The sequence below is a fragment of the Chloroflexus sp. MS-CIW-1 genome (assembly GCF_030444705.1).
Classification (GTDB): Bacteria; Chloroflexota; Chloroflexia; order Chloroflexales; family Chloroflexaceae; genus Chloroflexus.
In genome coordinates this window covers 786517-800733 of sequence record NZ_JAUBWR010000001.1, presented here as the reverse complement: position 1 = coordinate 800733, position 14217 = coordinate 786517, and the positions used below count along the sequence as shown (strand labels likewise).

Sequence of the window (14217 nt, the reverse complement as noted above, 5' to 3'; positions counted from 1 at the left end):
GCGCTCAAGCCCATAGCGGGTCGTGCACCCAATTCCAGTCATCAACTGGTGGTGTTGGTATCTCAATGAGCCTAAATTGGGTTGGATCGATAGTAAAGGGCAGAGTTTGCGCTACAACGGGCAATTGAGAATAATCGAGATCGTCATAGTCGCTGTGAACGTTAAAAGGTTGATCGATGCGGCCATTTTCCAGGGTATAGACGACATCGCGGTAACGTGCATCGCTGTGACCGGCTCCGACCGACAACGCTAGCTTGTCATCACTATCAACATAGTGACGGACGATCACCGATTGTCCGTTGATCACAGGTGGTACATCGTCCCATTCACCTTCTGGTCGTACTGCACCCAATGTCGTGACACTGGCCAACTGAATATTACGCTGCGCCAGGGCTGCCTGTACTTGTGGATCGTTACTCAAGAGAATACACATGCCACCCCCCATACTGTGACCGGTCAAATGCAGGGTACTGCCGGACGGCAATGTCTCGATCAGACGCAAGATTCGCTCGCGCACTGTCTGATAGTATTCGTTGTAGGCAATTCGTTCTTTGCCACTCGCTGTCTCAATCACCGACACCAGACCGTTGGTACTGTAAGCCATGTTGGTCAGGTTCAGTCCATTGATCCCAACCGCATACACTCCCTGTCCTATCTGTGCGGCCCGTACCTCCTCACCCAGGTACGAGCTGATCAAACCGTGGTTGTTAGCCTGTAATGCAGCCGGTGTCACCTGATATGGTTTGGTCGGATCGCACACGGTATCAGCCGGAGGAAAGACTACAGTTACTGCGGCCTGACCATTTGGTTCAGCATCTGGGCCTTCAGCAGGGCGGGTCAATAGACTCAGCGGTAGCCCTCTAAGGGCTACAGCACCGATTCGTTCTAGATTTGCGGCCAACGCCCGAATTTCGTCGTTCGATAAATAGTGAAAGGCATCGATCCAGAAACCACTCTCAATAATTGCCAGGGCCTCAGCAGGATATTGGACGATTTCGGGTAAACGCGGCGCGCTGACCAAGCCAACAAGGGCACTAATCTGCGCTCCAAACAAGAAAAACATGACGGTGGGAGGAACCCCTACTGTTGTCATACCGGTACTCATTACCAGGCTCTGGTTGAGGGTATGCCAGCACTGCTCGCGGTTGGGCAAAAGCAATATCCAGGGCAATAGCCAGTGCAATGTCTGCTGCTGCCAGTGTTGCCAGACGAGTTGGGCACCCTCTTGCCCGATAGTTTCTATCGAACTGCTTATCTGGTTCACCATCGCTACCACTGCTGGCGATGGTGAACCAAAAGAGGCGAGCGGTGAAAGTAGTGGCGTCATTGGCCCGAATATTCCAGGCACGAAACGCGCTAGCCAACCTACCGTTGTCAACGAGGTGACAACCGTATCCGCTGCCGATTGCAGGTGAGCGAGTACCTGCTGCATAGTCTGAATGTAGTACCCTATCCTGAGGGCAATCGGGAATGGCTGCCAGGGCAACACGACCGCCCACGCGAGTTGAACCTGCCAGTATGTTTGGGCTACGGCCACAGGCAGGTCAGGCCAAAGCAAACGAAGCCACCATCGTTGGTAGGGCGGAGCCACCTGTACAACCCAGCTTCGCATCAGCCAGGTAGCAGCTCGCAACCCGACAGCATTTCGCGTCAATGAGTATATCGGTCGGCGGAGCGTCCAGATCGTTTGCAAGGCGAATCGTGCTCCGATATTCAACCCTGACCAGGGTGACGGAAACCACCGTTGTGTGACTGCTAGCGTGGTCATTGTCATGGTCAGGGCATGATCAAAAGAAATTCTCTGAAGTGCTCCACGATCAGCAGCCTCGATACGGTCGGCTGTGCTACGAACCCACTCTACTAACTCGCCGATAGCACGACAATGAGCAAAAAGGTGATCGCTCAGGCCGTTGAGTTGCGGCACATCATACTCACGACAACGACCGGAAAAGTGTTGTAGCGTATGGCTCAGCCGACTTACTTCGGTGTGCAGATGATCTCTTTCAACGGCGACGGCAGCAGCGAAGCGCCGCAGATGATCGGGAATAGCAGCAACCGTGTTCATATCATGCAGCCTCGCAGATCCAGGCACCAAACTCACTCACTCTGGCGCGCATGCCACGGCCACCAATCGGCCACAGCGCCAGCAGATCAGAGCCTTCAGACTCCGGCGCAATCCACCAGCCTCCGTGTTGTCCGGCGATAACCATTGCACCACGGGCCACCGAATCCGGTTGGCGGAGCTTTCGGATCGCAACAAGCGCATGGCGCGTAGGCTGCGGGCCAACGGTCTTCACCACCATCCGGGCCATTTCCGACGGATGTCCTTGCTGCTCGATCAGCGATGCTGCCAGATTGAGATCATTGCGTTGGAGAGCGTTGAACGCTGCTAACAGTGCCTCGCCATTCAGTAACAGTGGTTGCTCAATCGCTGGTTCCGGTAGGATGACCGGCATCACCGTGGTCAGCAAGGTGTCGAGTACCTGCCCTGCACCGGGCAGTAACGCAAAGCGATGCACGTCAGGGATAGGACTGGTGTGCATCACAAGGTGCTCGTCGGCGCGACTGATGTGACAGAGGCGAGTCGGTGGTCCACTGGCAACAATCAACAGATGTTCGGCCAATGCAGATACACGTAGCACTGTCGCCAGTTCAGGGAGGGGTTGCGGTTGCTGATCGGGTTGTGTGGGCATTGTGAGCAAGTCACGAGCCGCCAGACTACCGGCAGCCGCACTCAGCACTCCTTCGAGCATTGGGCGCTCAGGCAACGCGCTCTGACCGAGTGCAAAGGGACGTGGTAGTTCAAGCAGACCGAGGAGTAAGAGCAGTTCGGCATGGCTGATCTGAAAGGTTCGGGTCATAACCTTCTCCGTGACTGGTGAGCAACTGATGCGAAGAGCAATCTGGCCGCCGAGAGACTGCATTTCGTTTTGTTCAAGACAGCCTCTCGGCGCCTTTTGGTCGAATTTTTACTGTCCGCCGGCCTGCATGATGTTCTGATTAATCTGGGCTACCTGTCGCCGTAGTTCTTCGAGCGCATCGCGAATTGCGAGCAACTTTTGATGGGTTTCTGCCCAATGGGCACGAAATTGGGCAGCCAATCGCCCATCCCAATTATTGGGGTCGGAGAGCACCTGCCCTTCACGGTTAAGATCGCTAATCTGTTGCAACAGCGGTCCTTGTACAATGCGCTGAAAACGCTCAATGGCTTCGCGGGCTGTAGCGGTCGAGAGTACGCGGTCGCTCATCTGAACCTCCTGTATGTGCTGAAAAAAGGCTTGCATAAGTAAAACGCAGCCGCATGCCAAAAGATTCGGTAAATTTGAGCACGAAATTGATCGTGTAGGTACTCTGCTCAACCTGAGCGTTTGTCTGAATGTTTGCTGCCCGTCAAGAGTTATCGAGGAGGGAGAGACGGCCATCATCTTCTCGTTCTGATTGAGAGGCAGGAGAGCATGAGGAGGCTTGAGCACCCACCTTTCCTACTCACTCCAAACACTTCTTTTCTATCCGGGCAGGGAAAATGGAGAAAACCACTGACTCGTAACAATTCAGGTGATAATTCGCGGCAATTGAAACGAACAATAAATGGAGCAGAATCGGGCAATACAACATTTCAGAGAAACAGGAAGGGCAGGTAGGGAAACCTGCCCTCTCTTTGCCGGTCAGCATGTTGATTTCAGAGAAACGTAAAGTCAATTCACCTGAAACTGCTCAAAAATAGCCGAAATCTGTTGGCTGTATTGAGGCCATACCCGCCGACCAACGAAACCCTCGATCAGATGCTCTAAACAGGCGCGGTTACTAAAAAAGGCTTCAAGACCATCGGTTGGACGAAAGATGCGACCACGCCACGTATGCGGATCATCGAAGCGAATATGTAACGTTTGATCAGCAATAAATAAGCGATATTCCACAGGGTTTTCACTTTCGCGTCGATATGTTACTATCTCCCGATCATCCATCGGACGATATGAAAAATCAGAGCATAGAAACATTGTTATCCCCCACCTAAAATGATAAAAACACCTAGCCTGTTCACAAAACTGACAGTCTCAGGTGTTATGCGTGGCGTCGGAGGTCAGCTCGACGCATCTATACAGTAGCATGACGTCGGCAATATTTACACCCACTCCAGGTGGATCAACGGGTGGAATCGAGGTTGGATCAGGCAATGTCATGTATCCACCCAGACGAGCGTGGTATAATGCGCCGCGGTAGGAAAAGGAGGGTTCTTGAAGTACCAATTGACGCTCCACCCGGTAGCTGGAGCCTGGCATAGCGAGCGCTTAACACTTATAGTACGCGGCGAACGTATCGTCGATGTCGACTATCGCCCTTCAGTAGGTGATGGTACATATGCGCGTCGGCTTGTTCAGGGTGGTCCTGAAGGAGCTTTGATCGCTGCCAGCCGCGTCTGTCCCTATTGCAGTGTGGCCCATACCTTAGCATTTTGTCTGGCAATTGAACAACTTGCCGGCGTAACGCCACCATTACGTGCTCAGGCTATACGTGTCTTGTTCGCCGAACTCGAGCGTGCTGCCTCTCACATCAACACGTTAGCCGCATTGGCGATGGCGCTTGGTCTAAATGATGCTGCACGTCTCAGTCGACTTGAGACCAGGCTGCGTTCGATGCTCGTTAGCCTGGCCGGTAACAGTAAGACTGCTTACATTCGTCCGGGTGGATTAGCCAATCCACCTGCCGATCACACGCTAAGCGAGATTACGCAGACGGTCAATGAGCTGCTACCGAAGATGATTACAGTCGCCGAGCAGAGTATTCCGCGGCGCTCGCTGCTGGCCCGAACGGTGGACATCGGAACCTTACACACCACCGCTGCCAGACAGTTTGGTTTGGCAGGACCATTGGCGCGGGCCAGTGGTGTCGAAACCGATCTCCGCATCCATGCACCCTACGCTGCGTACCATGTCTTGACACCAGAGCTGGTGGTAGAAGAGGGCGGTGATGTGCATGCGCGAGCAGTAGTCTTGTTGCTCGAAGCAATAGAATCGTTACGTCTGGTTTCGCGCTGGTTGCAGAATCTGCCAATCGGTGCGGTATATGAAGAGCTTGCGCTGCAAGCCGGTGAAGCCATCGTAACGGTTGAAGCCCCACGAGGACCGTTGCGTTATACTGTGTGCAGTGATGGCCGACAGTTGACTGAGGTCCAGATTGGGATTGGGCCGCAACTTGATCGGCTGCTAGCGCGAACGTTGTTGCAACAGGCTGCGATTGATGATGCACTGCTGATCGCGATTTCGACCGATCCATGTACCACATGTTGGCAGGCAGCCACATACCTGATCGGTCGCAGTTAGTTTGGTGTTGGTAAGCGTACAATTACGGCGTACATGATACTGAAACGCTAATGATTTGTACCATATCCGTCGCGCTCGGCGATTGCAGGATCGAGGACGCATGGGTCTTACCGTTAGTTTTATCAGCTTACTCACCGGAGCTGCGTTTTGCTTCAGTCTGGCGCAGATTGGCATCACGCGCCGATTAGCATTCCTGGCCGCGTTGGTTACCGGTCTGGCAACGCTAGGTGTTGTGCTCGACCCGGTGACAATAACCCCTGTGGAACCATTCTTCACTATCGGCGCAGTGCCAGTTGTACTACCAACGCCACCTGATCTCAGTGAACGAATATTTGCGATAGCACTTTTGTTCGCAGGGACGATTGGTTTCCTTGCCCTGGCACTGAGTGTCTCGGCAGACGCAGAAGGATTCGGTGCGCTTTTCGGGTGGTTGCTGCTCGCGCTGAGTGCGGCATTGCTTAGCCTGACGATCCCTCCGCTCAGTTTTCTAACACCGCTCAGTTGGGCAGTGGCCGTCATTGCTACGCATGGGGCGTTGGTAGCATCTGGGGTCGATCCGAAACCAAACCAATTACCGCCTCATTTAGTTGGTGGCGGAATAGCCTTCGTGACCGGTGCTGGTCTGGTGGTATCTACAGCACTCGTACCGGCCGACACCTTACCGCCAACTGTGTTGGTTGGATTAACCCTGCTTGGCGCCCTGGCGCTGGCGGGTGCACCACCGTTTCACGGGGCACGGCGAGCTTTTGTCACTGCTCCGGCTCTGATCGGTGCTCTTGGGGCTGGTCTGATCTTACCAACCATCGGCTTAGGATTTATTGTACGTGCCCTCCTCCAGTTACCGCCTTTACCGGCTTCCACCAGTCATATCCTGGTTACCATTGGCGCCTTTGGGGCACTGGGGGCTGCGTTTGGCGCACTTAACGCTGCCTCTGGGCGCGAACTGGTGCATTGGCAGGGCGCACTGCAAGCTGGGGTCATCATCTGCGCGGCTGCTCTTAACTACCCGTTAGCTAGTCTGGCGGCAGCGGCACTGTTTCCGGCCTTGCAATTACACGCAATTGCGGGTGGGCTTGTCGGAGCCGCTATCGAACGTCAACAAGGTTCTGATCTTCTCGACGGGACGCAACCTACTATACGGCTACCGCTGATCGGCTTCCTCTGGTTGGTCACGACGGCAATTGCGACCGGTCTCCCGTTTGTATGGAGCTTTTGGGGTTGGCGTTGGCTGATCGAAGCAGCAACCATCGATTATGGGTGGGTGATCGGCCCGTTACTTGCGGCTGCTGTCCTGGGGTTTGCCAGCGGATTACCGCTCCTCTTTCGTTGCTGGCAAGGTCGGCAGACAACGACCAGATTTTGGCCAGAAGGATGGTTAGGAACGCTCATCCTTGCGCCGTTGATCCTGATCGGCCTGGCGCCGTGGCTGGCGTGGCCCCTCTGGTTAAGCTGGGCGTCGTTTGCGCCACCTGCTCTCCCTGCCGAACCAGTTGCATGGCCGTTGATCGGGCTGACAGTGTTGTTGGGTGTGGTATGTTGGTTTTTGCTACGCCAAGACAATCCGTATCAGACGGCCCGTGTAGAAGACCCTGCCGTAACCCCAACCTGGCAGGGAATGGGAGAACTATTATACGGTCTGAGTGAGGTAGCTGACGCACGCACGACGCTGAGCCTAATCAGTCGAGGGCTTGACTGGATAGCCAGTCTGTTCCATACCGTCATGATCATCTTTGAGCAGCGATACTATCTCTTCGGCGTTATGGTTGCACTGCTGGCGATACTCATCCTGATGGCACAGTAGATCAAGGACTATCTTCTATGAGCATTGATCTTTGGATTATTCTGATCGCGATCTCGGCTGGTGGTATCTTACTATTGCGCGACTGGCGATCAACCGTCGGCTTGCTTATGCTGAATTATATTGCATTAGCATTTTTGCTCAATGAACAACCTTTCGTGCCCGCCGACATCGCGCAATTCAACTTTAGCTCGTTAGCATTAATCAAGATCATCATCGGCATCTGTACAGCGCTTATTCTCGGGGTAACCGCGTTAACCTTCTCGCGTGACTACGGCCTGGAAGGTCTTGACGAGTTTGGTCAGGCCGAACTTCGTCGCGCCCTGCGGGCGGCTGTTCGTCAACGTTCGGCAGAAACGTCACGGTTGAATGACTACATCTTGCCGTTTTGGTCGGGCATTGCCGGGCTGGTGGCGAGTCTAATGCTCCCGATCATTTATCCCATCGCTCCCAGTCCAGGTCTTGATTTTGCCTGGTACTGGCTGGTGCTCAGTGGTGTGCTGGCAATGGCGACTGCTGGTGATGTGTTAAAAATTGGGCTGGGCATGCTGCTCTGCATGAGCGGGATTGATCTCTTGTATAGTGCGGTGGTTAGTTCGCCAACGGCAAGTGGCTTAAAGATCATGCCGCTCTTATTGCTCAGTGTGGTGCAAATCTTGTTAGCTCTAGCCGTTGCCTATCTGGCCGGCTTAGTGTATGGGCGGTTAAAGACGCTCGCGATCAGTGAGCTATACCGCGGATAATTATGCTGTACCTGTTGCTCATCTTTTTTCCGATCAGCATGGCGTTTAGCATCTTTCTGCTACGTCGTTTACCGCGCATCGCCGTGAGCCTGGCGATCGGGACACTTGTCATTGAACTGTTCCTCGCCATGCAGGTGCGTGTCGATGATCCGATACGGGTGTTAGGGGTTACGCTCCTCCTCAGCCCGCTGCATCAAATTTTTCTGTTTCTCTTTCTGAGCATTGGGATTGTGACCCTGATCGCCGCCTTATTGTTTCCCCACGGCGAAAATTTTAGTGCCACCGGGTTACTGATCATTGCACAAACGGTTGCCATTCTCGTCATGCAAGACTCGTTTGTCACGGCTCTGGTGTTGGTGGCAATGGGGCTTACTGCGGTGCTGGCAATCGTTGATCTACCGGTTGGAGCTGGTGTACTGATCAGCCGACAGACATTAGTCGCGGCCTTAAAGTATCTGGTGTTGATGGTCATTGCCGGTATTCTGCTCTATGCGGCCTACGTCCTCACCGATATTTTTCGACCGGGCGAATTACCAGGTCGTATTTCACCGGCACGCTTCATTCTAGCCTTACTGGCAGCCGGTTTCGCTTTGCGGATGGCGCTGACTCCGTTTCATACCTGGCTGGTTGATCTGGTAGGATACGTCGGGTCACTGGCCGCAGTGTTAATTATTGCGCTTCCTATTCCCGCGAGCTTGCTGGTCTTTTTACTAACGCTCCAAAGTTTCCCCACCCTCATCTTCGAGGGGGGACAGGCCCTCGATGTGCTGCGAATTGGGGCCGCGGTAAGTGCGTTACTGGCTGCGGCGCTTGCCCTCACTGCATCCACGCTGCGACAACGGATTGCTTACCTGATCACTAGTCATTGCGGTATCATATTCTATAGCTTCGCCTCATTGTCGCTGGCGGGTCTGAGTGGGGCAATGTTCGGGGTGATCAATCTTGCGCTGGCCGTGACAACCGTTTTGATCAGTCTGGAAATGATTGAATATCCAACCGAGGGACCTTCTGAGCCAGCGCACACCGATTTACTCTGGCGTCGGCCAATCGCTAGCACCGGGTTATTGGGTGGCGGGCTGGCGCTCATCGGATGGCTACCATTGCCAGGTGGTACAAGTTATCTGCTAACGCTTCAGGCGGCAGCAAAAGCCGGTTGGGGTGAATTATTCGTTCTGCTCATCGCAATGATACTGGCAACCCTGGCGCTGGTTCAATTGACGGTGCAATACCTGATCGGACCACGTACCAGAACACCTGTTCCTGAATCGTTGCTGCTTGGCGAAACAGAGGTAGACCGCCCTCCCCCGATGCGGCTCCCTCGTGAACCATGGGGCGCAAGGTGGTTGATCGGGAGTTTACTGGTAACAATGCTGATAATCGGTATCTTCCCCAGCCTATTGTTGCCAACCATTGAAGCGGCGGTACGCAGTCTGGCAGTGATCAGCGCGATGTAATGTGAAGTGGCAGAGAGGATGTGCAACGGGCATGATAGTGGCGGGGTTAGTTGCATTTCTGGTATATCCGGGTGGATTACTTGCTATCGGGTTAAGCATGAGTTATCGCTTGCTCTCTAATCGGCTATTGCCGTTTCAGGACATTCTGCGATTCTCACCTGGCCTGATAGGTAGCCTCGTTTGGGCTTCGTTGGTGTTGGTTGCCGGCGGGCTAGCCTGTTTGCCGTGGCCATGGCACCCATGGCCGATACCGTTTGGTTGGTTAGGTGCATGGGTCTTACTCGAATTTGCCGCATGGTTGCCGTTTTTACCGGCGTTACTGGCAGGGGCACCTCATCTTGTACGGGCGGCTGTTCGTGAGGCGCAGATCAGTATGTTGGGCCGCACGATACTATGGGGGGCGGTTGCAACCGGTTTGGCAATTGCTGACGCGGTAAGTGGGTGGTCTGGCATTGGTCATGGGCTTATCTTGCTCAGCACATTGTTAAGCTTACCAGCCGCTATCAACTGGGGGCCATTTGGTCCTGAACCATCGCTGGGGCCACAAGGTATTACTACGGGACTGGCAACTCGTCTGGCGTGGGAACTTACATTTGCCCGCGACACCGTGGCTGCGGCGTTGATCGCTGCGGGCTGGTTGGGAAGTTTACCACTCGCATTGTTGCCACCCTGGCTCGGATTACTCGCCATCGTGGGGGGGAGTGCTGGAACCGCGCTCGTGTTACGCTGGTTACAAGGCCGTGTACCACGCCTGAGTGTCCCATCAGCCCTCCGCACGACGTTGCTTGGCGCCGGTAGCCTGGCGATACTGGCGCTGATCGTATCTGTGTTGGGCCAAAGATAACTGCTTCGAGCACGATGTTCTGGAGAGCCGCACCATGACCGATGTTATTTTAGTTGACAGACTTACCAAACGCTACGGTCATGTCTCGGTGTTGCGCGGGGTCAATCTGCGCGTAACTGCGGGTGAAGTCTATGGCTTGCTCGGCCCCAATGGTGCCGGGAAGTCAACGCTCATCCACTTATTGCTTGGCTTTCTCCACCCTGATAGCGGACGGATTCGCATCCTGGGCAGTGCCGATCTGGAAGCGCAGCGCCGTTTAATCGGCTATGTACCAGAACGTCGGCGTTATCACAGCTTCTGTACACCCCGTGAATATCTCACCTTCCTCGGTCGTTGTGATGGGATTCCCGAGGCACAATTACGGCAACGGATCGACGAGTTACTGAAGCTGACCGGATTAGCAGACGTTGCCCATCGGTATCTTCGTACCTTCTCAAGAGGAATGCTTCAGCGTCTGGGTATTGCACAGGCGCTCTTGACCGATCCTGATCTGTTGCTCATCGATGAACCGACAAGTGGATTAGACCTCGACGGTCAGCAAGAATTGCTTTTGCTCCTCAACGATGTCCGACAGCGTGGTCATACGGTCTTCCTCTGCACGCATCGGTTGGCCGAAGTTGAATATCTCTGTGACCGAGTAGGCATTTTAACCAATGGGCACATTGCACTAGAGGTCAACGTAGCCGAGGTGCGGCAAGTAGCCGGAAGTATCGCTGTGCGAACAGGACCGCTTGATTTACCGCTGCGGCAAAAGCTTGAGATGATTGGACAAGAAGTTACCTGTGATGAGCAGGTTGTCGTGATTAACCCACATACCCCTGAGTTACAGGCCAGGGTGTTGCAAGTACTGATCGAGGCCAACGTGCCAATTCATGCGTTAGAACCGCAAATGAGCCGCCTGGCCCAAATCTACATGCGAACAGTACGTGGTGAAGCGGTTGATAATCTGCTTGTGCCCAGAAAACCTCCGCTACAGGTATTATTGCGCGATATGCCTCCACCAACCCCAACCGACGAGGTTGATCCGCTTCTGAAGCGATTATTGCAACGTCAGGCTACCAACCCAACCGATCCGAAGGATGGCAACCAATGATCCAACGCAGTGAACAGGTGTCGTTGCTTAGCGGCTTTTTTCTGCTCGAGTATCTACGTTCGGGTCGCTTCTTGCTCGAGCTGGGAATGGTAATAGCCAGTTTTGTTGTCTTCTTTCGACCCACCGGAACACCAATCCGTGCCGATCATTTCTTCACTGTGTCGGGTCTCTTTGGGCCGGTATTAGCCGCACTGATAACCAGTGCCATTATCGGGATGGGAGATCGACCTCAAGCGTACATCATCCTCTCTCATAATGTCAGTCGTGGTGTATATCTAATCGGCCTATTTTGCTCTTCCTGTTCGGCAGTGCTGACCATGTACGGCATCCTCTGCCTGTTAGTCGCCCTGTTCAACCCTGTAGCCGAACTCGATCTAATCAAATGGGTCTTAGCGACATTACCACTCGTACTTAACATTAGTCTTGTATCGGCTCTCACGTTGCTTCTCTCACCACTTATTTTGAGTACTGGCTGGCGCCTTTTCGTACTCACCTTGATCGCATTGGCGTTATCGAGTAATGTTGTTGGTGGGCCGCTTCTCAATCAGATCGAGCAGATAAACCCTTTCTTGGTTACCATTTTGCGGGCACTTCAAACTCTGTTAAGTGGGCCACTCGTGCCAATCTTTTACGGGTATCAGCTTAGTATTATTGGCAACCTCGATCATGCTTCAGCCTGGGCCAACCTGTTGGCGCAAGGTTTGCTGTTGTTTGCCTTTCTCGGCCTGGCCTGTTACGCTTTCAACCGCCGTGATCTCATCTTTAGCGCGTCGTAGGGATGGATGTGGTGAGTAGGATGAAAGCAACCGCATCGGCCCAAATCCCACGTCGCCGATCACCGGCTGTCGTGCCGGTTGCCACCAGTGGCGATAGCGAGGGATCGAAGGTGAAGACACCCAAATCTACCCACCAGTTTCGTTCGGCCTCTAAATCTACGGTCACAATCGTTTCGCCGTCACGATGACGCACTAAAAACCTGGCTTCACGTGAGTCATCAAAGCCATTGAGAGCAAACGGGATATAAGCCAGCACCCGATACTGCCCAACAGCGGGGAGTTCTGGTTGCCAGAGAGCAATTTGTGGCGCGGCAAAATCACTGAAACGCCAGGGACGGGTGATGCTACTCGTCAGGTAAGACGGAGCAAACAGAGCGCTTCCGCCGTAGCCTGTATCTACCGTTTGCCAGTCGCCGCTGCGCCGAAAACCTGGATCACCGTTATCAACGATGACAACCCCCGGTGGTGGTGGCGCACAAGGGGAAGGCATATCAACCCACAGCCAGACGCTGATCTGACCAACCGGATTATTGGCCCACGGATCAGGATCGGCGCCACACCAACCGTAAGGATCAACGTCACGTCCCAGATATTGCACCTGAAAATGTAAATGAGCACCGCGGGCGCAGCCGGTATCACCGGCAATACCAATGACGGCACCGCGTTCAACAGTCCGACCAGCCGTCACATCCACGCGGGCCAGGTGCCAGTAGAGCGTGCGATAGCCATTGCCATGCTCGATAATCACTGCACCAGCCGGGGTCTTACAGCCATCATCAGAGTAGCCAGCGAAGACGACCAAACCGGGTGCAGCAGCCAGTACCCGATCTGGTGGTCCCATTGCATAATCCCAACCGGTATGACCATCGTAGGCAAAAGCCGGGTTGGTTTCGGCACGCCCCCAGAACGTATGCAGTGAGCCGTTAGGCCGCAGAAAAGGAGCGTCGTGATCGAAAAAAGAGGTCACCGGGAAGTTGCGTTCAAAAGGTCGGCTGAGAAAGGGTTCGGCCAGTGGCGGCCAGTCAGTTGGCGCCAGTCGTGGATCAAGATCAAATAATCGCTGATACGTCGGCGCCACTCCTGCCAGCAGCGCATCGAGACGATCAGGAGTCGTTGTCGGTGCTAACGCCCGACTCAGCACATAGCGACTGAGGTCAATCGTTGACGGTACAGCAAGTATACTCCCATTGACAAAATTCAACGGCGGGAGCGCAGTTCCATCGAGCAGAGCATAATCACGTAAGGCAGCCCGCAGTTCACGGGTCAACCAACGCAACTGAGCAAACAGGCCACGTCGACTCCCGTTATCGCCCTGAAATCCGGCAGCCCAGGCTAACTGCTCGCTGCTTGGGGTGGATGTGCTCAGAACGCCACTTTGCAGATCCATCAGGCTTAGCAATAAACGTGGACTGATACTGTAGAGATTACTTAATGAGACCAGCACATCGGTAAACGAATGACTACGATTGCCGATAGATATTCGGGCTGTCGCCAGAGGACTGTTACGCGCCTCTAGGAATGCCTGAATCTCAGGACCACTGAAGTTGTGGTCGTAGCTTAGCCGTTGTGGATCGAACAGTGGATGGACTGCGGGCAGCGGTGTTGCCGTTGGCATCAAGGTTGGTGTTGAGGTCGGAACAGGGGTTAATTCTGGCGTAGCCGTTGCGAGTGTCGGTATTGCATGAATGACTGTTGGCAAACGTGTTGGCTCTGGCGTAGGAGTCGACAACGGCGGTGGAGCCGTACAGCCACATAACGCGATGGCAATAACAAGCAACAGGTAACTCGTATAACGCATGGCGGTATTATACCAACAGTTGTGTAACACGTTGGCGTGGACACGTCAGGTGTTAAAAGGAAAGGATGGGTTTCAAACTCGTCTCAATCTTGTTCTTCCACAAGATGGGAGGAAGAGGGTTTCCAACGCGGGTGCCCCTGCGCGTTGGCGCTGCACCAGGGTAAACTGGACACCACGTCGTGCCCACGCTCCGCATCGTCCTCCGCAATTACCGCGTTTTTTCGTGTAACTTTTTGGCCGCTCAAACGCTTTCTTTATTGAGCACCATTTTGAGCCCTAGGAAGACACGATGAATGGAAACCATCACCACCCGCTGCCCGTTGCGCTGCCGCCGTTGCCCCTGCATCCTGCCCAGCGCTATGCTACAATACCGACAGACCCACCTACCAC

At 54.1% G+C, this 14217-nt stretch carries 12 protein-coding genes; 7 read left to right on the top strand and 5 right to left on the bottom strand.

Features of this window, described 5'->3' with window-relative positions; all coding sequences use genetic code 11:
* Positions 1 to 4 precede the first annotated feature (4 nt).
* The 4 genes from QTO31_RS03195 to QTO31_RS03180 form a co-directional block, all read right to left on the bottom strand.
* Entirely contained in the window at positions 5 to 2065 is a 2061-nt protein-coding gene (locus tag QTO31_RS03195; protein ID WP_301428075.1) for a lipase family protein, read from the bottom strand.
* Between the two features lies 1 nt (position 2066).
* Positions 2067 to 2861 (bottom strand): hypothetical protein, encoded by a 795-nt coding sequence (locus QTO31_RS03190; RefSeq protein WP_031460213.1) that lies wholly within the window; start codon positions 2859 to 2861, stop codon positions 2067 to 2069.
* A 108-nt stretch (positions 2862 to 2969) separates the two neighbouring features.
* The gene (locus QTO31_RS03185; protein WP_028457589.1) at positions 2970 to 3248 is read right to left on the bottom strand and encodes a WXG100 family type VII secretion target; all 279 of its coding nucleotides are present in this window, start codon (positions 3246 to 3248) and stop codon (positions 2970 to 2972) included.
* 447 nt (positions 3249 to 3695) lie between these two features.
* The gene (locus QTO31_RS03180) at positions 3696 to 3917 is read right to left on the bottom strand and encodes a hypothetical protein (RefSeq protein WP_301428074.1); all 222 of its coding nucleotides are present in this window, start codon (positions 3915 to 3917) and stop codon (positions 3696 to 3698) included.
* A 318-nt stretch (positions 3918 to 4235) separates the two neighbouring features.
* Here QTO31_RS03180 and QTO31_RS03175 point away from each other — a divergent pair, with 318 nt between their 5' ends.
* The 7 genes from QTO31_RS03175 (at position 4236) to QTO31_RS03145 (ending at position 12029) form a co-directional block, all read left to right on the top strand.
* Positions 4236 to 5321, top strand: coding sequence for a hypothetical protein (locus QTO31_RS03175; RefSeq protein WP_301428073.1), 1086 nt, complete (start codon positions 4236 to 4238; stop codon positions 5319 to 5321).
* A gap of 100 nt (positions 5322 to 5421) precedes the next feature.
* Positions 5422 to 7122, top strand: a complete 1701-nt coding sequence (locus tag QTO31_RS03170) for a hypothetical protein (RefSeq protein ID WP_301428072.1) — start codon at positions 5422 to 5424, stop codon at positions 7120 to 7122.
* Between the two features lie 17 nt (positions 7123 to 7139).
* The gene (locus tag QTO31_RS03165; RefSeq protein WP_031461075.1) at positions 7140 to 7862 is read left to right on the top strand and encodes a hypothetical protein; all 723 of its coding nucleotides are present in this window, start codon (positions 7140 to 7142) and stop codon (positions 7860 to 7862) included.
* Positions 7863 to 7864: 2 nt separating this feature from the next.
* Complete coding sequence (locus QTO31_RS03160; protein WP_301428071.1) at positions 7865 to 9316, top strand: proton-conducting transporter membrane subunit; 1452 nt, start codon at positions 7865 to 7867, stop codon at positions 9314 to 9316.
* A 31-nt stretch (positions 9317 to 9347) separates the two neighbouring features.
* Complete coding sequence (locus QTO31_RS03155; protein ID WP_031461073.1) at positions 9348 to 10160, top strand: hypothetical protein; 813 nt, start codon at positions 9348 to 9350, stop codon at positions 10158 to 10160.
* Between the two features lie 34 nt (positions 10161 to 10194).
* The gene (locus QTO31_RS03150) at positions 10195 to 11253 is read left to right on the top strand and encodes an ABC transporter ATP-binding protein (protein ID WP_301428070.1); all 1059 of its coding nucleotides are present in this window, start codon (positions 10195 to 10197) and stop codon (positions 11251 to 11253) included.
* Positions 11250 to 12029, top strand: coding sequence for a hypothetical protein (locus QTO31_RS03145; protein ID WP_301428069.1), 780 nt, complete (start codon positions 11250 to 11252; stop codon positions 12027 to 12029). Before QTO31_RS03150 ends, QTO31_RS03145 begins: the two co-directional genes overlap by 4 nt.
* On the opposite strand, the gene QTO31_RS03140 is transcribed toward QTO31_RS03145, so the two are convergent.
* A complete protein-coding gene (locus QTO31_RS03140; protein WP_301428068.1) occupies positions 12016 to 13827 on the bottom strand; it encodes a peptidoglycan DD-metalloendopeptidase family protein in 1812 nt (603 codons plus the stop codon). The genes QTO31_RS03145 and QTO31_RS03140 overlap by 14 nt on opposite strands.
* Positions 13828 to 14217 lie beyond the last annotated feature (390 nt).